Genomic DNA, 17,648 nt, shown 5'->3' on the forward strand with positions numbered 1-17,648 from the left:
CGCACTTACCGGTTCGCCGTCCGGTCAGGTGGCAGGCGACCCGATCTGCGTAGCGATGAAGGTTACCCCTTCGCGAGAGACCTGCCAGCCGGATCCCCGGCGCGAGAGCAGATCCCCGTCCGCTGAGACCGCTTTGATCTCTTCAATGCTGTTGCCCCCCACGATCTGCACGGCGGAGTCGATGGGTCCGATGTTCGTCGAGGGGCCGCCCAGTTCGATCAGCTGCACCTGGTCGGTGTCGCCGCTTGTGAGGACGGCAACGGTATGGTCGTCGACCCAGGTAGCCGAGACGGGCGTACCTCCGGCTATGGGGAACCGCACGGTCTCTCCAATCGTCGTGGGAACGCCGTCCGAGCCTCGCTTCACCCCGGCAAGCAGCACCTGGGAATCACCACCCGACTCGATGAGCGCGATGATTCGCGTGCCGTCTCGCGACATCTCGAGAGAGGCGATCGTCGAGGCCTCGGGCCACGACGTCTGCAGCTCGAATGCAGCTCCCGACGCGTCGTGCACGCGCACGGCACCGGGTTTCGAGGCGGGAACCGTCCAGATATATCCCTCGTCGTCAATCGTGGGCGCGATGAGGTTGTCACGTCCGTCGACGAGAACGGGAGTGTCACCCGCGAGAACGGAATACACACCACCCGGTGCTCGCACGGCGATGTGTGTGTTCTCACTGTTGATCTCGGCACCCGTCGCCTTGAGACCCTCGACGGCGTCAGAGAGCCCAGGAATCCTCTCAATTCCGTCGCCAGCGGAATACCCGAATCCGTCGTCAGTCATAATCAGGGCTCGTGAGTCGACGCGCGGCTCACGGACGGTGAGAGTGGGCACGTCGATCGGCTGCCCGTCGAACATGAGTGAGACCATGCCTGCACCCGCGACGTTCTCCAGACTCGCAATAAGCTGCGCCTTCATCCGTTTACGCGCGGACTGGTCCGCCGTGAGCGCCTCCCTGCTGAGATCCACTTGCGCCTCGCCGTCGGCGACAGGGACCGAGCTTCGGGCCAGGCGCGTCCCGTCGGGAAACGCGGTGGTCACCGCCGGCGCGAGCCATTCGCTTGGCCCCTTCAGCAGCTCTGTCACGACGCGTGTCGCCGACGAGCTGCCCGAGGGAAACCAGCGCATATCCGGGACGAGCGCTGACCAGTCGGGCGCATAGAACTGCAGGGCATGCTGGTCGAAAACCGTCTCGAACAAGGACTGCTCGAGCAGAATGCCGTCCGGTGCCTTGGCGATCCGCCACTCTCCGCTCACCTTGGTGAAGGAGTAACTCTGGCTCACGACGCCACCCGCCACACGCTCGGAGTAGACGCCGGAGCTGTCCAGCACGGCGACCGGCGAGACGTTGACCTTGATCTCGGAGTCCGAGATCCGGTTCAGGATTCTTTCGCCGGGATCATCCAGTGTCACCGAGGCATCGGGATTCCAGTCGAGTCGTATGGCGGGGGCGAGGAACTCCCGCGCGACGGCATAGTTGTTGAGAGGGCTGGATGCTGCGGCGATGAAGCCCTTGAGCAGGTCCTCCTGCGACGCTCCGGGCACGGGCGCGTCGGCGATCAGCGTCACGTCGTCAGCGCTGTTCTCGTCATCTCCCGCGTCGTTTCCTTCGTGGACGCTTCCGCTCCGTGGGATCCCCGCGCAGCCGGTGAGCAGTGCGAGGATCAGCGTGAGCGAGATGACCGCGAGCAGACGCTTCATGACTCCTCTCCCTTCCGTACCGGTGTGGTGCCATCGGCATCAGCGGGCACACGGCTGAGAGGATACGTCGTCAGCGGCCCGCCGGCGACGCGCGGCAGGGTGAGACGGAAGCTGCTGCCCTCGGCTGGGCGCGACCAGACATCGAGAACACCGCCGTGAAGGGCCGCGTCCTCTGTCGAAATAGCGAGCCCGAGCCCCGTGCCCCCGATCGTGCGTCGTCGGGACGGATCGGCGCGCCAGAACCTATCGAACACATGCTCCTGGTCGCTCTCACTCATACCGAGTCCGTAATCGCGGACCGAGAGCGCGACAGCGTCCGCGTTGCTGTCGACGGTGACGACAATTGGTCGTCCTTCCCCATGCTCGATCGCGTTGCCGATCAGGTTGCGAACAATCCGGCGGATGCGACGAGGGTCGATCTCGACGTCGCCGTGACCGCCGGGGGCGACGAGCCGGATATCCGAGCCGCGCTCAGCGGCGAGCGCCTCCATACCGTCGATGCAGTCCTGCGCGAGAGAGGCGAGGTTCGTCGGTTCCAGTTCAAGCTGAACCGAACCAGCGTCATAGCGGCTGATCTCGAGCAGGTCGTCGAGGAGCACCTCGAAACGCTCAACCTGGGTGTGCAGCAGTTCAGCCGTACGCGTCGTAGCCGGTGGAAACGTGTGACGCTGGTCGTAGATCACGTCATCGGCAAGGCGGATGGTGGTCAGCGGGGTGCGCAGCTCGTGCGAAACGTCAGAGACGAACCTCTGCTGCACGAGCGACAGCTCCGCGAGTTCGCGAATGCGCTGCTGGAGTGTGTCGGCCATGCCGTTGAACGATCGCGCGAGCGTCGCCAGCTCGTCGGCACCGGTCTCTCTGATCCGCACGCCCAGATCGCCATCAGCCAACCGCTGACTCGTTTCGGCAGCAATCGTGATCGGTTCCACGACGAGGCGTACGACGACCCAGGCGACGGCACCGACGAGCAACAGCAGGGCGAGCCCGACGATCAGCATCGTCTGCTGCAGAAATTGCAATGTCTGTTCTGAATCGCTCAGGTCGAAGGCGATATAGAACTCATATTGCCCGGCACCCGGAACGTCAACGAGCTGACCGACGACGACTCCGGGCACATCGCCGTCTTGCGTCGTGAGTGTCACGGACTGCCACCACTGCTCGCCCAGGTTGTCCTGCACGGTATGGCGCAGGTCCGTCGACAGCACCCCTCCGGCGAGCTCTGAACTTCTGAACCCCTGTGGAGCGTACGGGTTGTACTCCTGCCCGGGTGCGCGGTACCCCGCGATGAGCTGGCTCGATGACGTGGCCGCCATCTGATTGCGGACGGTGTTCATGACCGTCGTGATGGCCACGCGATCGCTGATATCGGCCGACTCGAACAGGCGCTGAACCGAGTTCATTGTGCGGCTGGAGTCATCGAGCACCTGATTCAGCCGAGACGAGAACAGGTCGTTGCGCACGCTGATCGACATGTACAGCCCAGAGGCGAGCACGGCGACGAGCGTCAGCGCCACGGTGATCGACACGGTTCTGAAACGCAGCGAGCGTCGCCACAGAGCCCGTATGCGACGTGGCCAGGTGCGCACCTGTGAGAGCCCGAGCTCTGCGACCGACAGCGGTGAGCTCATGTTCTAGGAGCCCGAGGCGCCCGCCCGATAGCCGACTCCGCGCACCGTCGTCACGATGCGTGGGTTGTCGGGGTCGTGCTCGATCTTCGCCCGCAGACGCTGCACGTGCACATTCACGAGTCGCGTGTCTGCCTTGTAGTGGTAGCCCCACACCTGCTCAAGGAGCATCTCGCGTGTGAACACCTGCTGCGGTTTCGACGCGAGAGTGAGCAGTAGATCGAATTCGAGAGGCGTCAGATTGATCTTCTTGTCTCCGCGCCGCACTTCATGACCCGCGACGTCGACGCTGAGGTCGGCGATCTCCAGGGTCTCCTGCGTCGTCTCGGATGCTGGTCGAAGCCGGGTCCGGATGCGCGCGACGAGCTCTTTGGGGTTGAAGGGCTTCACGATGTAATCGTCAGCTCCAGACTCGAGGCCGCGCACCACATCCGCTGTGTCCGACTTCGCCGTCAACATGATGATTGGGATGCCTGATTCCTGGCGGATCTGCGTGCAGACTTCGATTCCGTCGATTCCGGGAAGCATGAGATCGAGCAGCACCAGGTCGGGTTTCTCCTGTTTGAACTCGGCGAGCGCTGCCGCACCGTCAGCGCAGAAAACCGGCTCGAACCCTTCGGTTCGCAACACGATGCCGATCATCTCCGCGAGTGCTGTGTCATCGTCGACAACAAGAATTCGTGGGTTCATTTCGTCTCGTACTCGTTTCTCTGTCCGCGTGCGGCGTCCCGACGCGCGTGTGTACAGGCTATCTGACGTGCGGCCGTGAGCATGGTGCCGAAACGCGCGGGGGCCGTACGGCGTGTGACAGAGTAGAAACCGCACGGTTTCTCAAAGCGGCTGAAGGGGTGCAGACGAGTGAGTGACAACGGGCACTGGCATTCTCCATCGGGCGAGCCCTCGTCAGGGCGTTCTCACGACGACCGACGGACCGGTGACAACTCGACGTCTGCCGATAACGGCGACGCGCAGCAGCAGCCTGCCGCTTCACCTCGGGACGGGCAACCGCCACAGGGTGGGCAACCGCCACAGGGAGGACTCCCCCCGCAGGGCGGCCAGCCGCCTCAGGCAGGTCAGCCGCCTCACGGTGGGCAACCGCCGCAAGCGGGACAGCCACTGTACGGCCAGCCAGCAGCGCCTCCTGGGCAGTACGGGCAGCCATATGGCGGTCAGCCACCCGCTGGCCCACCTCCTCAGGATCAGCCGCGGTACGGCCAGTACGCGCCCCCGCACGCCGGGCAACAGCCGTACGGGCAGCCATTTGGCCAGCAGCCGTACGGGCCCCCATACGGCCAGCCCGGGCCCGGGCACTACGGTCAGCCCCAGCAACCATTCGGCGCTCCGTCGGGCTGGGCCCCTCCGCCCAAGCCCGGTTTGATCCCACTGCGTCCGCTGAGCTTCGGCAGTCTTCTCACAGCACCGTTCAATGAGCTTCGCCACAATCCGAAGGCGACGGTCGGCAGTGCGTTGATCCTGCAGGGCATCACCGTCGTCCTCACCGTCATCATCACGGGCATCGTCACGTTCGTCATGCTCGGGCGCATTGATCAAGCATCTGCCGCTGACCAGGACGAAATCGCCGCGGGTGCCGTGCTGGCGATCCTCCTGTCGATGACCGTCCCCATGCTGGTCTCGATCGTCGGCTCCGCCTTCCTCCAGGGAATCGTTGTCACCGACACCTCCCGGGCTGTCATCGGCGAGAAGCTCAGCCTGCGTGCGGTATGGAAGGCGACCTGGCCCCGGTTCTGGACACTTCTGGGCTGGACATTCCTCGTGCTCGCAGCGGTGCTTGTCGTGCTCGGCATCGTCGGCGGCTTCGGAGCGCTCTTCATCGTCCAAGGCGGTGCGGGGATCGCCATCGGCGTCCTTGTGATCATCTTCGGCTCGGCAGGATTCGCCGCGCTCGCCATCTGGATCTTCACCAAGCTCGCGATCGTGCCAAGCGTGATCGTGATGGAGCGCGCAAAGCTCGCGCAGGCGATATCTCGCTCGTGGCACCTCACGACGGGGAGCTTCTGGAAGACCTTCGGCGTCATCTTCCTCATTTCGATGATTCTGAATATCGCTGCGCAGATCATCACAACGCCGCTGTCATTCGTCTTCGGCATCGTTCCCGGTCTTCTCGATCCCACCGGGTCCGATGTGACCGCAACGCTCATCTTCCTGCTGATCGCCGAGGTGGTTCTCGTTCTCATCACGGTCGTCTTGAGCGCCATCATGTCTGTTGTGCAATCGGGCGCCATCGCCCTCATCTATGTCGATCTGCGGATGCGTCGCGAGGGACTCGACATTGAGCTCATCAGGTTCGTGGAGGCCCGCCAGGTCGGTGACGCGTCTGTGCCTGATCCGTTCGCTCCCTCGGAGCGCCCGTGAACGGCATCCTGCCGATCGGCGACGTCCCACCCCTCACACCAGACAGGGACGAAGCCTACGACTGGCTTGTGCGTGAACTCTCGAAGCCGGAATACACGGCTGCACAGCCTACGCTGATCGATCGCATCGCGTCGGCCATCAGAGACTGGTTCATGTCGCTCGTCATCCCGAGCGACGGCACGTTTGCCGCCTGGGTTCCCGTGATCATCGTCGTGCTCGTGATTGCGGCAATCGTCGCTGCCATTCTGATCTGGGGGGTGCCGCGGCGCAATCGCACCGGAGAGCGCAACGCACCGCTGTTCGGCGAGAGCGACACACGCACTGCTCGAGAGCTTCGTGACGCCGCTCGTGTCGCGGCGCGAGCCGAGGACTGGGACACGGCGGTGCTCGAGTCGTTCCGCGCGCTGGCTCGTGGCCTCGACGAGCGCACGATCATCACGGTGCTTCCCGGAACGACGGCAAGTGGATGCGCACGAGCCGCGTCCGCCGCTTTTCCCGCATACGCCGATGGGCTGCGCGCCGCAGCATCCGATTTCGACTCCGTCCGCTACCTCGACGGGCACACGACGAGCCGACAGTACGCCGCGATCGCTGAGCTTGACGACAGCATCTCGCGCGCCGCGCCAGAACGCCATGACGCGGAGGTCATCGCACCGTGACCGTCACCGAGACCCTCACCCCGAACGTCAGAACCCGTCTACGTCGCAGCCTCTTCTGGATCGTCTGCACCGTTGGAGCGCTGATCGTCGCCCTCATCGCGATCGCGCTGTCCGGAGGCAACCAGGCACAGAGTCGTCCGCTGCAGGCGGACAGCGCAACGCCCACAGGAGCGAAGGGGGTCGTCACCGTGCTCGAAGACCACGGTGTGTCCGTCACAGCTGCAGACAGCGCAACGGATGCTGCCGATTCGCTCAACGGCGACGTCACGCTGTTCGTCTACGACGCCGAGGGGTTCCTCGAGACATCGAATCTCGCTGACCTCGCGGCTCAGGCATCCGACGTCGTCGTGCTGACTCCCGATTTCCAGACGCTGCGCGCGCTCGCTCCGGGGGTCCTCGCTGGCGGTACCGAAGCGACCGACGCCGATCCCGTCAGCGCCCGCTGCGATATCGCCGCGGCAGAGCGGGCAGAGACGGCCGAGGTTCTCTACACGTACCGCATCACCGATGCTCCGAATGCCACGGGCTGCTTCCCCGTCTCTGACGGCCGCTTCGGCCTCATCTCGCTTCCCCAGGACGACGGCACGCTGACCGTGCTCGGCAATCCGGGCGCTCTCAGCAACGAGAAGATCCTGCACGGCGGCAATGCGGCTCTCGCCCTCTCTCTGCTCGGTCAGAACGACGAGCTTGTCTGGTATCTGCCGACGATCGCTGACGTCCAGGCGCATCAACCGCCGACGCTCGGGGAACTCACTCCCCCGTGGGTTGTTCCGTTCACGACACTGCTGGCCGTCACGGCTCTCGCCGCGATGTTCTGGCGCGGTCGTCGGCTGGGGCCGGTCGTCGTCGAGAAGATGCCTGTACACGTGCCGGCGCGAGAGACCGTCGAGGGTCGCGCGCGGCTCTACGAACGGGGCAACGCGCGGGAGCACGCGATCGATGCTCTCCGGATCGGCGCGATCTCGCGCATTGCCCGGCTGCTCGGACTGCCAGCCGGAGCCACCGCGTTGCAGGTGGCCGACGCCGCGGCATCCGTTCTCGGGCACGACGTTCACGACGTGCGTGCCGCACTGGTCGAGGAGCAGCCGGCCTCGGATCAACAGCTCATGGCGATTTCGAGCGCGGTGAGCGACATCGAAAAGCGTGTTCGCGCGACACTCGACGAGACAGGAAGAATGTGACGATGACCACTCCGAATGATGATCAGCAGAACGCTCACGCAGACGAGACGGCCACGGCAGACCACGATGAGCTCCGTGAGCGCTTCGCCGGCGTCCGCACCGAGGTCGGCAAGGCGGTCGTGGGTCAGGACGCGGCGGTCACCGGTCTCGTGGTGTCACTGCTCGCCCGCGGGCATGCGCTTCTCGAGGGGGTCCCCGGCGTGGCGAAGACACTGCTCGTGCGGTCGCTCAGCAGATCGCTGTCCCTCGATTCGAAGCGCGTGCAGTTCACACCCGATCTCATGCCCGGGGACGTGACCGGATCACTTGTGTACGACACGAAAGCCGGCGAGTTCGAGTTCCGCGAGGGCCCGGTCTTCACGAACATCATGCTTGCCGACGAGATCAACCGCACGCCGCCGAAGACACAGTCGTCGCTGCTCGAGGCGATGGAAGAGCGTCAGGTCTCCGCAGACGGCGTCACGCGGCCGCTCCCGTCACCGTTCATGGTGGCGGCCACAATGAACCCCATCGAGTACGAGGGCACGTACACGCTGCCCGAGGCGCAGCTCGACCGTTTCCTCGTCAAACTGGTCCTCGACGTGCCCGAGCGCGAGACCGAGGTAGAGGTGCTGCGTCGCCATGCCGAGGGATTCGATCCGCGCGACCTCGCCTCGGCGGGCGTGACTCCCGTGGTGACCGCGCGTGACATCACGGCGGCTCAGGATGCTGTCGCGAACATCGGCGTCACCGACGCTGTCCTGGCGTACCTCGTCGATCTCGCACGCGCAACGCGCCAGAGCCCGTCGGTGCGCATCGGTGTGAGCCCTCGCGGCACAACGGCGCTTCTCGCCGCGACGAAAGCCTGGACGTGGCTCACCGGATATTCGTCCATCACCCCCGACCATGTGCAGGCGATGCTCGTCCCCGTCTGGCGTCATCGCGTGCAGCTGCGCCCCGAGGCGGAGCTTGAGGGCGTATCCGTCGACGCGATTCTCACCTCCGTCATGCAGCAGGTGCAGGTGCCGTTCTAACCATGGCTGTCACCGGCTGGTTCGTCGCACTTGTCGCGCTCGGCGTCGTCCCCGTTGTCGCCGTCGGGCAGGCGACGGGCTCCGCGTGGCCTGTCCTGGCCGCGTGGCTCGCGCTCTGCCTCGTGCTGCTCGTATTCGACGTCGTACTCGCGGGCTCGCCGCGTCGGCTCAGCGTCGAGCGTTCGCTCCCCGACCGTGTGCGCCTCGGCGAAAGCGTGACAAGCACGCTGCTCATCACGAACCGGGGTCGCCGCACCGTGCGCGCTCTCGTTCGCGATGCCTGGCAGCCGTCAGCCCGCGCGTCGCTGCCCCGGCAGCGCCTCGTCATCCCACCCGCCGAGCGTCGGGCTGTGTCACAGCAGCTCCAACCGTTCCGCCGCGGTGACCGCATGAGCGCGCAGGTGATTGTTCGCGCGTTTGGTCCGCTGCGTCTCGGGGCACGTCAGGCCGCTCTGTCTGCGCCGGGGCGCCTGCGTGTGCTCCCGCCGTTCAACGCACGCAAGCATCTTCCCAGCAGGCTGGCGCGGCTGCGCGAACTCGACGGATCCAGTGCCGTCATGGTGCGTGGTCAGGGCACAGAGTTCGATTCGCTCCGCGAGTACGTCCGCGGAGACGATGTGCGCTCCATCGACTGGCGTGCAACGGCGCGGCGCCAAGATCTCGTCGTGCGCACGTGGCGCCCCGAACGCGATCGCCGCGTCGTGATCGTCATCGACACCGGCCGGACGTCAGCTGCGCGCATCGATAACGAGCCACGCATTGATACGTCGTTCGAAGCATCGCTGCTTCTCGCCGCCCTCGCCACGCGCGCTGGCGACCGCGTCGACGTTGTCGCGTTCGACCGCCGTGTCCGGGGCCGTGTGCAGGGCGCCAACGGCCCCACGCTGCTGTCGCGCATGGTCGACACCCTCGCCGCGGTTGATCCCGAACTCATCGAGATGGACTGGGATGCTGTCCCGGGCCAGGTACGCGATATCACGGCGCATCGCGCGCTGGTAGTGCTGCTCACCTCGATCGATGCGCCCGGTGCTTCTCAGGGTCTGCTCTCGGTGCTCCCCCAGCTGACGCAGAAGCACCTGGTCGTCGTGGCCAGCGTTACGGACCCGGACGTCGTCGCTGCAGTGTCGCAGCGGGATCGCCGTGACGACGTCTACCGGGCTGCGTCGGCCGAGCGTTCCCTACTCGACATCACCCGCGTCTCGGCCGCCATCCGCCACCAGGGGGCGGACGTCGTGACGGGCGCTCCCGCTGATCTGCCGCCGGCGCTCAGCGACCACTACATCGCGCTGAAGGCTGCGGGCAGACTGTAGCCTCACCCGGCGGGGCGACGCACGTCTTCGAACTATGACCAGAGAGCCCCGCCATGCAAACGCCCGAGGGCCGAAGCCCCCGGGCGTTTGTGCGGCTGCTCAGTGACGTCAGGCTGCCGACTCGGTGTCTGCGCCGTTCGCGACAGCGGCTCCCGCCGCTCCCGCGGCCAGACGCTCGGCAAGTGCGGCGCCGAGATCGGCATCGACGTTCGTCCAGTACTGAATCGCGCGGGCACGAATGTCGTCGTTGCGCACGGCTCCGACGTGCCCGGTGATGGTGTCGAGGAACCGGGCCTTGGCCGCGTCGTCCATGACGTCGCGGTAGAGCGTTCCGGCCTGGCCGAAGTCGGAGTCGTCGCTGCGCAGGGCCTGAGCGGTGCGCACGAGCTCACCGTCGCTGGCGAATCCGGCATCGTCGCCTGCCGCCGCCGGGTCGCCGTGCGGTCCGCCGAACGAGTTCGGCGCGTACACGGGACGGTCGGCCGGCGGGAACGAGAAGCGGCTCTGACCGTCCTTCGCGTACGAATTCACCTCGACCCGGGGCGCATTCACGGGCAGCTGCGCGTGGTTGGTGCCGACGCGGTAGCGATGAGCGTCTGCGTAGCTGAAGATGCGCGCCTGCAGCATCCGATCGGGGCTTGCCGCGATGCCCGGCACGAAGTTCGAGGGCGCGAAGGCGGCCTGCTCGATCTGCGCAAAGTAGTTCTCGGCGTTGCGGTTAAGCGTCATCGTGCCGACCTTGATCAGCGGGTAGTCCGCCTGCGGCCACACCTTGGTGACGTCGAACGGGTTGAACCGGTACGTCTTGGCATCTTCGTACGGCATGATCTGCACGTGCAGCGTCCACGACGGGAAGTCTCCGCGCTCGATCGCCTCGTAGAGGTCGCGCTGGTGGTAGTCGGCGTCCTGCCCGGCTAGCTGCTCGCCCTCCTCGTTCGTGAGGTTTTTGATGCCCTGGTCGGTCTTGAAGTGGTACTTCACCCAGAAGCGCTCGCCCTCGGCGTTGATCCACTGGTAGGTGTGCGAGCCGAAGCCGTCCATCGTGCGCCAGGATGCTGGAAGGCCGCGGTCACCGAGCACCCAGGTCACCTGGTGCGCCGACTCGGGCGAGTTCGTCCAGAAGTCCCACTGCATGTCGTTGTCACGCGTGTTGATGCCGGGCAGACGCTTCTGCGAGTGAATGAAGTCGGGAAACTTGATGCCGTCGCGGATGAAGAACACCGGGGTGTTGTTTCCGACGAGGTCGTAGTTGCCCTCTGACGTGTAGAACTTGAGGGCGAAGCCGCGCGGATCGCGCCAGGTGTCGGGTGAGCCCTGTTCCCCGGCGACGGTGGAGAAGCGCGCGAGCATGTCTGTCGACGTGCCCCTCTGGAAGAGCGCGGCACGCGTGTACGGACTCATGTCCTCCGTCGTCTCGAACGTGCCGAACGCGCCGCCGCCCTTCGCGTGGACGACGCGCTCCGGAACGCGCTCGCGGTTGAACTGCGCGAGCTTCTCGACGAGGTAGTGGTCGGTGAGGGCGATCGAGCCCTCACTGCCGACGGTCTGCGAATAGCCGTCGGCGGCCACGGGCGCTCCGGTTGTCGTTGTCGTCGTAGGTGTTTCAGACATACTTCTCCTTGATTTCGGGCATGGGTGATGACGCGATCGGTGATCGCGATCCACGGGTGAAAGCTAGGCGCTGGCCGCTTGGCAGTCGGGGCACACACCCCAGAAGGTGACGTCGGCGGTTTCAATGCTGAAGCCCGCCGTGTTCGAGGGTGTGAGGCACGGGGCCTCGCCGATGACACAGTCGACGTCGTGCACGGCACCACACTGGGTGCACACCACGTGATGGTGGTTGTCGCCGATGCGCCGCTCGTACAGCGCGGGCGATCCGGCGGGCTCGATGCGCCTCACGAGGCCCACATCGGTCAGAGCCGCGAGCACACCGTAGACAGCCTGCAGCGAGGTGTCGGGCAGGTCAGGACGTACGGCTTCGAAGATCGCCGCAGCATCGGCGTGCTGGTGGGTTTCCAGCACACGCAGCACGCTCCGCCTCGGGGCAGTGGCCTTCAGCCCCGCGTCGCGCAGCGCTGTGCTGAACTCGGCGTCGGTGGTTGTCTGCATAACTTCACTGTATCATTTGTTTTGACTGAGTCAAAAGAACCGGATGCTGTGCGACACAGCGCGTCACGCGGCTGTGAGTTCCGTCGCTCCCGATTCGAAGGCGTCGAGGTCTCCGGTCTCTCCCCGGCGCGCGGCTCGGCGGCCCACGACGAGCATGTAGGCGAGGAACGCGGCAAGGGCGACTGACCCGATGCCGATCTTGATCGTCCACCCGAGAGCTGGTGCGAGCTGTTCCTGCAGCGGCCACGGTGTGACGAATCCCTCGATGATGCCGGAGATGAAGAGCGCGATGATCAGCCCAACCACGACGGTGATGAGGCTGCGGCCCTCGTGGGCAATGGAGTCGAGTCTCGTGCGCCGACCTGGAGCCACCCAAGACCAGAAGATGCGCAGGCCTGCGGCGGCAGCGACGAAGATGCAGGTCATCTCGAGCTGTCCGTGCGGGGCGATGAAGAGGAAGAACACGTCGCCCTTGTCGTAGGCGAACATCACGGCACCCGTAATTCCCAGATTCTGCGCGTTCTGCAGCACGACGTAGGGAACCCAGACCCCGGTGATTCCAAATGCAATGCACTGGGCGGCGATCCAGGCGTTGTTCGTCCACACGCGCCCGGCGAACGACGCGGCTGGATTCTCGGAGTAGTACGACACGAATTGATCGTGTGCGAGGTTCGAGAGCTCGGAGTCGCTGCCCAGGTTCGCGAGCACGCGGGGGTCCTGGGACGCCCACACGCCGAAGGCCAGCGCAATCAACACGGTGGCGATCGTCACGGCGAGCGTGAGCCAGCGCAGTCGGTACAGCGCCGCAGGCAGCTGCAGCACAAAGAAGCGCGGCAGCTGCGCCAGCACGTTCCCCGACGCCGCCGTGAATCGCTGGCGAACCCGAGAGAGCAGAACACTGAGTCGATCGCCGACGACGGTCGAGCCCGCCGTCGTCTTGATCGCCGAGAGCTGGCTGGCTGCAGCCTGGTACCGGGTGATCAGCTCGTCAGACTGCTCACCCGTCAGCCGAGGCGTCCGGGCCAGCTCGTCGAGCCGCTCCCATTCGTCACGGTGAGCTGCGGTGTAGGCATCAAGGTCCATCTGATTAGATGATACCCATGACCGAAGCCGTCACCTTCTCGCGCGACACCGAGGAGTTCATCACGGGCGAAGCCGTCGCCCTTGACGTGCGCTCCACGAGCTTCCTTCTGCGCGCGGCCGGTGCGCTGATCGATGCACTCGTATCGGTCATCGCCGCGGGTCTCCTCGCGCTGCTCCTCGTCGCGGCAGCGGCGCAGACCGGAATGGATCAGGCGGCGATACAGGCGTTTCTGATCACGATCATCGTCGTGTCGACGATCGTCATCCCCACGGCCGTGGAACTGTTGACCCGAGGCCGCTCACTCGGGAAGCTCGCAGTCGGCGCCCGAGTCGTTCGTGACGACGGCGGCGCCATCGGGTTCAGACACGCGTTCATTCGCGCCCTCGTCGGCTTCTTCGAGATCTATATGACGCTGGGCGGAGGGGCAGCGCTCGTCGGCCTTCTGAACACACGCGCCAAACGAATCGGCGATATGCTCGCGGGTACCTACTCGCAGCACGAGCGCGTTCCCCGTCTCACGTCAACGACCTACCCACTCCCGCCCCAGTTGTCCGGATGGGCGCAGATCGCTGATGTCGGCCGCCTCCCTGATCGCCTGGCCCGCCGCGTCGCCCACTTCGTCGGGCAGGCGGGCAGCATGACGCCAGAGTCACGCATGCGCCTGGCCACCGAGCTGGCCGCCGAGACCGCGCAGCACGTGTCTCCGCTCCCACCCGTCGATGCGCTGACATTCCTCTACGCCGTTGCCGCGCTGAGGCGCGACCGCAGCTACCGAGCGCTGATGATCGAACGGGAGCGCCTCGCCGCGCTGAAGCCGCTTCTCACCGGGCAGCCGCACGCGTTCCCGCGCGGCGACGCGCAACAGCATCCGGTCTCGCCTGAGGACGAAATCACTCGTCAGTACCGGTAGTGGTCGAGCTTGAACGGTCCGTCCACAGGGACGCCGATGTACGACGCCTGCTCTGCTGAGAGCGTCGTGAGCTCCACGCCCAGCGCGTCGAGGTGAAGGCGAGCCACCTTCTCGTCAAGCCGCTTCGGAAGAACATGCACGTCCGTCGCGTACTCATCGCCGCGGGTGTGCAGCTCGATCTGCGCGAGAACCTGATTCGCGAATGAGTTGCTCATCACGAACGAGGGGTGCCCCGTCGCATTGCCGAGGTTCATCAACCGCCCCTCGCTGAGCACGAGGATGGACCGGCCGGTCGGCAGGCGCCACTCATGCACCTGCGGCTTGATCTCGATCTTCTCGACGCCGTCGATCGCAGCGAGCCCGGCCATATCGATCTCGTTGTCGAAGTGTCCGACGTTCGCAACAATCGCGAGGTGCTTGAGAGCGAGCATGTGCTCGGCGCGGACGACCGAGGCATTCCCCGTGCAGGTGACGACGATGTCCACCTGGTCGATGACGGACTCGAGGCGCGCCACCTGGTAGCCGTCCATCGCGGCCTGCAGCGCGCAGATGGGGTCGACTTCCGAGACGATCACACGGGCGCCCTGGCCGCGCAGGGCCTCGGCGGCTCCCTTGCCGACATCGCCGTAGCCGACGACGAACGCGACCTTGCCCCCGATGAGCACGTCAGTGGCGCGGTTGAGGCCGTCGGGCAGCGAATGCCGGATGCCGTAGCGGTTGTCGAACTTCGACTTCGTCACCGAGTCGTTGACGTTGATTGCCGGGAAGAGCAGATCGCCCGTGCGCGCCAGCTCGTACAGCCGGTGCACGCCTGTCGTGGTCTCCTCCGTCACCCCTTCAAGCTCGGCGGCGATGCGTGTCCAGCGGTCGCCGGATGCTGCGAGAGAACGACGCAGCACGTCGAGGATGCACGCGTATTCGGCACTGTCGTCCGCCGTGGCATCGGGCACGGTGCCCGCCGCCTCGAAGTCACGTCCCGTGTGAACGAGCAGCGTCGCATCTCCGCCGTCATCGAGAATGAGGTTCGGGCCGATCCACTCGGCGCCAGCGGCCTCCGCTTCGCTGCTCCAGTCGAAGATGCGGTCAGTGCACGACCAGTATTCGGCGAGCGTCTCACCCTTCCACGCGAAGACCGGGACGCCGGCGGGCGCGTCGACGGTGCCCTGCGGGCCCACGACGACGGCCGCCGCTGCCTCGTTCTGGGTCGAGTAGATGTTGCAGCTCGCCCAGCGCACCTGCGCGCCGAGCGTCACGAGCGTCTCGATCAGCACCGCTGTCTGCACGGTCATATGCAGCGACCCGGCGATACGGGCGCCGGCGAGGGGCTGCGTCTCTCCATACTCTTCGCGCAGAGCCATGAGGCCCGGCATCTCGTTCTCGGCGAGGCGGAGCTGGTGGCGGCCGGCCTCGGCTAGCGTGATGTCGGCGATCTGGTAGTCGAACGGTGCAGGCGTTGTCATGTCACCATTCTTTCACGCGCATTAGGCCCGGATCAGCGCGAGGACCTCATCGCGGACGGCCTCCATGGTCACGGCGTCCTCCCCTTCGACGTTCAGGCGCAGCAGGGGTTCTGTGTTCGAGGGGCGCACATTGAACCACCAGAACGGCTCACCGGCCGGAGTGATCCCGGTCGCCGTCAGGCCGTCCATCTCGTCGAATTCGGCACGCGTCTGGAATGCGTCGACGATGCGCGCGAGCGCGAGGGGCACATCATCGACGCTTGAGTTGATCTCCCCCGACTGCATGTAGGGGCTGAACTCGGCGGCGAACTCAGACAGCGTGAGCGGTTGGGAGCCGAGCTCGGCGAGAACATGCATCGCAGCGAGCATTCCGTTGTCGGCGCTCCAGAAGTCGCGGAAGTAATAGTGCGCCGAGTGCTCGCCACCGAAGATCGCCCCGGTCTGCCGCATCTCTGCCTTGATGAGGGAGTGCCCGACGCGGGTGCGCACCGGCACAGCGCCGTGATCCGCAATCACCTCGGGGACGAACCGTGATGTGATGAGGTTGTGCAGCACCTGGATTTGAGAATCGTCACCGTTCTCGCGTTCACGGGCGATCTCGCGCACCGCAACGATCGCGGTGACGGCTGACGGGCTGACCGGGTTGCCGTTCTCGTCGACGACGAAGCAGCGGTCAGCGTCGCCGTCGAATGCCAGACCGGCATCCGCACCGTGCTCGACGACTGCCCGGGTGAGATCAACAAGATTGGCCGGATCCAGCGGATTCGCCTCGTGGTTCGGGAACGTGCCATCGAGTTCGAAGTACATCGGGATGATCTCGACGGGCAGCTTCTCGAGGCCCGCAGCGTCTCCCAGCACCGCGGGAACCGTCATGCCGCCCATACCGTTTCCCGCATCCACGACGATGCGCAGCGGCCTGATCTGCTCAAGAGGGACGAATCCGCGCAGCGCACGCGCGTAGTCGGCGAGAACGTCGACGGTTCTCTCGGTACCGCCTGCCTCAGCCGCGGGGATCCCCGCCGTCAGGAAGGCGATCGCGCGGTCCCTGATGGCTCCGAGACCGGTGTCGAACGACAGCGACTGCGCACCGGGGCGCGAGAGTTTGATGCCGTTGTACGCCGACGGGTTGTGGCTTGCCGTGAACATGGCGGCGGCAGCATCCATCGATCCTGAGGCGAAGTAACTTTCATCCGTCGAGCAGAGCCCGATCGAGATGACATTCCCTCCGCGTGCTCGCACGCCCGCTCCGAATGCCGCGGCGAAGCGCGGCGATGAGTCGCGCATATCGTGGCCGACGACGACGTCGGCGCCGGCTGCGCCGAGCTCGTCAACGAATGCCGCGCCGATCGCTTCAACGATCTGATCCGTCAGGTCGACGTCGACGAGCCCTCGGATGTCATAGGACTTGACGGCCGCTGTCAGCCGGTCTGCGGCAGAACGCCCGTGCTTCGAATCCACTATGCCTCCGTCTGGCTCACGTGTCTGATGATCTGCCATCCCTGTGGCGTCGAGAGTCGCTCAGCGTGCAGAGCGCACAGGTCATAGCTGTGCGGCTCGCGGGACAGCCCCAGGGGGCCGAGCACGGCCATCTGGTCTGCGTAGTCGTATGTGAGCGTTGACACAGCCTCGCGGCTGCACCCGACGCGGGTACAGATTCTCTCATCCATCGTGACCAGTTTACGGCGACTTCTCTCGCCCGCTCGACACCCCGTGCGAGGCACGTCGTGGCCTACGATGGAGCCATGGGCAGACGCATCTCGGGGAGAGGACGACGCGAGATGTTCGTCCGCCGCGCCGATCGTCATGATCGCCACGGCCGCGCGGGGCGCAGTTCGGTTCTGCGCCCGCCGCTGCGACCCCTGTCTGCCCGCGCGGATCTATTCTCAGTCTCCGTCGCCGCCGCCGCCGACTACCTGCGCGGAGCGTACCCGCACGAGCTCGGGGATGTCTCGTTCCTGCTGGCGTCAATGCCGGTGGACATGCAGCACGGCGACGGTATCGACCGCTGGAGCATTGACCGGTCCGCACGCACGATCGTGATCTATCGCGTTCCCGTGCAACGGTTAACCTCGCTGCACATCAACGACGACCTCCACCGGCGCATGGCGGCAGAGAGTTGCACGTTCCAGGCCGCCGCCGAGTATCTCGGCATGGATCCCTGGGACCTCGACCTCGGCGGACACTCGCCGTACTGACTCAGCGAAGTACTGACTCAGCGAAGTA

16 protein-coding genes are annotated in these 17,648 nt (G+C 65.6%); 7 read left to right on the forward strand and 9 right to left on the reverse strand.

Going from position 1 to position 17,648, the window contains the following annotated elements:
• Positions 1-24: 24 nt before the first annotated feature.
• From OK352_RS09290 to mtrA, 3 genes are read right to left on the reverse strand one after another with little or no spacing between them, the layout of a single operon-like run.
• On the reverse strand, positions 25-1,701 hold the full coding sequence (locus OK352_RS09290) for an LpqB family beta-propeller domain-containing protein (protein WP_265141192.1): 1,677 nt from the start codon (positions 1,699-1,701) through the stop codon (positions 25-27).
• Entirely contained in the window at positions 1,698-3,329 is a 1,632-nt protein-coding gene (mtrB, locus tag OK352_RS09295; RefSeq protein ID WP_265141193.1) for an MtrAB system histidine kinase MtrB, read from the reverse strand. The genes OK352_RS09290 and mtrB overlap by 4 nt, the downstream gene beginning before the upstream one ends.
• Before the next feature lie 3 nt (positions 3,330-3,332).
• Entirely contained in the window at positions 3,333-4,016 is a 684-nt protein-coding gene (mtrA, locus tag OK352_RS09300; RefSeq protein ID WP_265141194.1) for an MtrAB system response regulator MtrA, read from the reverse strand.
• Positions 4,017-4,184: 168 nt separating this feature from the next.
• On the opposite strand from mtrA, the gene OK352_RS09305 reads away from it, so the two are divergent.
• The 5 genes from OK352_RS09305 to OK352_RS09325 are packed head-to-tail and all read left to right on the forward strand — an operon-like array spanning position 4,185 to position 9,862.
• Positions 4,185-5,699: a hypothetical protein gene (locus tag OK352_RS09305; RefSeq protein WP_265141195.1), complete on the forward strand. Its 1,515-nt coding sequence runs from the start codon at positions 4,185-4,187 to the stop codon at positions 5,697-5,699.
• Positions 5,696-6,358, forward strand: a complete 663-nt coding sequence (locus OK352_RS09310; protein WP_265141196.1) for a DUF4129 domain-containing protein — start codon at positions 5,696-5,698, stop codon at positions 6,356-6,358. Before OK352_RS09305 ends, OK352_RS09310 begins: the two co-directional genes overlap by 4 nt.
• Positions 6,355-7,539, forward strand: a complete 1,185-nt coding sequence (locus OK352_RS09315; protein ID WP_265141197.1) for a DUF4350 domain-containing protein — start codon at positions 6,355-6,357, stop codon at positions 7,537-7,539. Before OK352_RS09310 ends, OK352_RS09315 begins: the two co-directional genes overlap by 4 nt.
• A gap of 2 nt (positions 7,540-7,541) precedes the next feature.
• Positions 7,542-8,552: an AAA family ATPase gene (locus OK352_RS09320; RefSeq protein ID WP_265141198.1), complete on the forward strand. Its 1,011-nt coding sequence runs from the start codon at positions 7,542-7,544 to the stop codon at positions 8,550-8,552.
• Between the two features lie 2 nt (positions 8,553-8,554).
• A complete protein-coding gene (locus OK352_RS09325) occupies positions 8,555-9,862 on the forward strand; it encodes a DUF58 domain-containing protein (RefSeq protein WP_265141199.1) in 1,308 nt (435 codons plus the stop codon).
• Positions 9,863-9,970: 108 nt separating this feature from the next.
• Here the strand turns inward: OK352_RS09325 and OK352_RS09330 are convergent, their stop codons facing one another.
• From OK352_RS09330 to OK352_RS09340, 3 genes are all read right to left on the reverse strand, one after another.
• Positions 9,971-11,473 carry a catalase gene (locus tag OK352_RS09330; RefSeq protein ID WP_265141200.1) on the reverse strand — a complete coding sequence of 501 codons (1,503 nt, stop codon included), beginning with the start codon at positions 11,471-11,473 and terminating at the stop codon, positions 9,971-9,973.
• Between the two features lie 63 nt (positions 11,474-11,536).
• On the reverse strand, positions 11,537-11,971 hold the full coding sequence (locus OK352_RS09335; protein ID WP_265141201.1) for a Fur family transcriptional regulator: 435 nt from the start codon (positions 11,969-11,971) through the stop codon (positions 11,537-11,539).
• 63 nt (positions 11,972-12,034) lie between these two features.
• Positions 12,035-13,054, reverse strand: coding sequence for a stage II sporulation protein M (locus OK352_RS09340; RefSeq protein ID WP_265141202.1), 1,020 nt, complete (start codon positions 13,052-13,054; stop codon positions 12,035-12,037).
• Positions 13,055-13,071: 17 nt separating this feature from the next.
• Between OK352_RS09340 and OK352_RS09345 the strand changes: the two genes are divergently transcribed.
• Positions 13,072-13,965: an RDD family protein gene (locus OK352_RS09345; RefSeq protein ID WP_265141203.1), complete on the forward strand. Its 894-nt coding sequence runs from the start codon at positions 13,072-13,074 to the stop codon at positions 13,963-13,965.
• Here OK352_RS09345 and ahcY read toward each other — a convergent pair.
• Genes ahcY through OK352_RS09360 form a run of 3 tightly spaced genes read right to left on the reverse strand, consistent with a single transcriptional unit; the run spans position 13,953 to position 17,092 of the window.
• On the reverse strand, positions 13,953-15,425 hold the full coding sequence (ahcY, locus tag OK352_RS09350) for an adenosylhomocysteinase (RefSeq protein ID WP_265141204.1): 1,473 nt from the start codon (positions 15,423-15,425) through the stop codon (positions 13,953-13,955). The two genes, OK352_RS09345 and ahcY, sit on opposite strands and share 13 nt — an antisense overlap.
• Positions 15,426-15,446: 21 nt before the next feature.
• Positions 15,447-16,886 carry a phosphomannomutase/phosphoglucomutase gene (locus OK352_RS09355; RefSeq protein ID WP_372338098.1) on the reverse strand — a complete coding sequence of 480 codons (1,440 nt, stop codon included), beginning with the start codon at positions 16,884-16,886 and terminating at the stop codon, positions 15,447-15,449.
• On the reverse strand, positions 16,883-17,092 hold the full coding sequence (locus OK352_RS09360) for a DUF3499 family protein (RefSeq protein WP_265141206.1): 210 nt from the start codon (positions 17,090-17,092) through the stop codon (positions 16,883-16,885). Before OK352_RS09360 ends, OK352_RS09355 begins: the two co-directional genes overlap by 4 nt.
• A gap of 75 nt (positions 17,093-17,167) precedes the next feature.
• Between OK352_RS09360 and OK352_RS09365 the strand changes: the two genes are divergently transcribed.
• Positions 17,168-17,620, forward strand: a complete 453-nt coding sequence (locus OK352_RS09365; RefSeq protein ID WP_265141207.1) for a hypothetical protein — start codon at positions 17,168-17,170, stop codon at positions 17,618-17,620.
• Positions 17,621-17,648 lie beyond the last annotated feature (28 nt).

The sequence above is a fragment of the Microbacterium sp. MPKO10 genome (genome assembly GCF_026107415.2).
Lineage (GTDB): Bacteria > Actinomycetota > Actinomycetes > Actinomycetales > Microbacteriaceae > Paramicrobacterium.

What these genes read in the sequence shown, in the direction of transcription:
- OK352_RS09290 (WP_265141192.1), bottom strand. Translation starts at nt 1,701, where the DNA reads ATGAAGCGTCTGCTCGCGGTCATCTCGCTCACGCTGATCCTCGCACTG.
- mtrB (WP_265141193.1), bottom strand. Translation starts at nt 3,329, where the DNA reads ATGAGCTCACCGCTGTCGGTCGCAGAGCTCGGGCTCTCACAGGTGCGC.
- mtrA (WP_265141194.1), bottom strand. Translation starts at nt 4,016, where the DNA reads ATGAACCCACGAATTCTTGTTGTCGACGATGACACAGCACTCGCGGAG.
- OK352_RS09320 (WP_265141198.1), top strand. Translation starts at nt 7,542, where the DNA reads ATGACCACTCCGAATGATGATCAGCAGAACGCTCACGCAGACGAGACG.
- OK352_RS09325 (WP_265141199.1), top strand. Translation starts at nt 8,555, where the DNA reads ATGGCTGTCACCGGCTGGTTCGTCGCACTTGTCGCGCTCGGCGTCGTC.
- OK352_RS09330 (WP_265141200.1), bottom strand. Translation starts at nt 11,473, where the DNA reads ATGTCTGAAACACCTACGACGACAACGACAACCGGAGCGCCCGTGGCC.
- OK352_RS09335 (WP_265141201.1), bottom strand. Translation starts at nt 11,971, where the DNA reads ATGCAGACAACCACCGACGCCGAGTTCAGCACAGCGCTGCGCGACGCG.
- OK352_RS09340 (WP_265141202.1), bottom strand. Translation starts at nt 13,054, where the DNA reads ATGGACCTTGATGCCTACACCGCAGCTCACCGTGACGAATGGGAGCGG.
- OK352_RS09345 (WP_265141203.1), top strand. Translation starts at nt 13,072, where the DNA reads ATGACCGAAGCCGTCACCTTCTCGCGCGACACCGAGGAGTTCATCACG.
- ahcY (WP_265141204.1), bottom strand. Translation starts at nt 15,425, where the DNA reads ATGACAACGCCTGCACCGTTCGACTACCAGATCGCCGACATCACGCTA.
- OK352_RS09360 (WP_265141206.1), bottom strand. Translation starts at nt 17,092, where the DNA reads ATGGATGAGAGAATCTGTACCCGCGTCGGGTGCAGCCGCGAGGCTGTG.
- OK352_RS09365 (WP_265141207.1), top strand. Translation starts at nt 17,168, where the DNA reads ATGGGCAGACGCATCTCGGGGAGAGGACGACGCGAGATGTTCGTCCGC.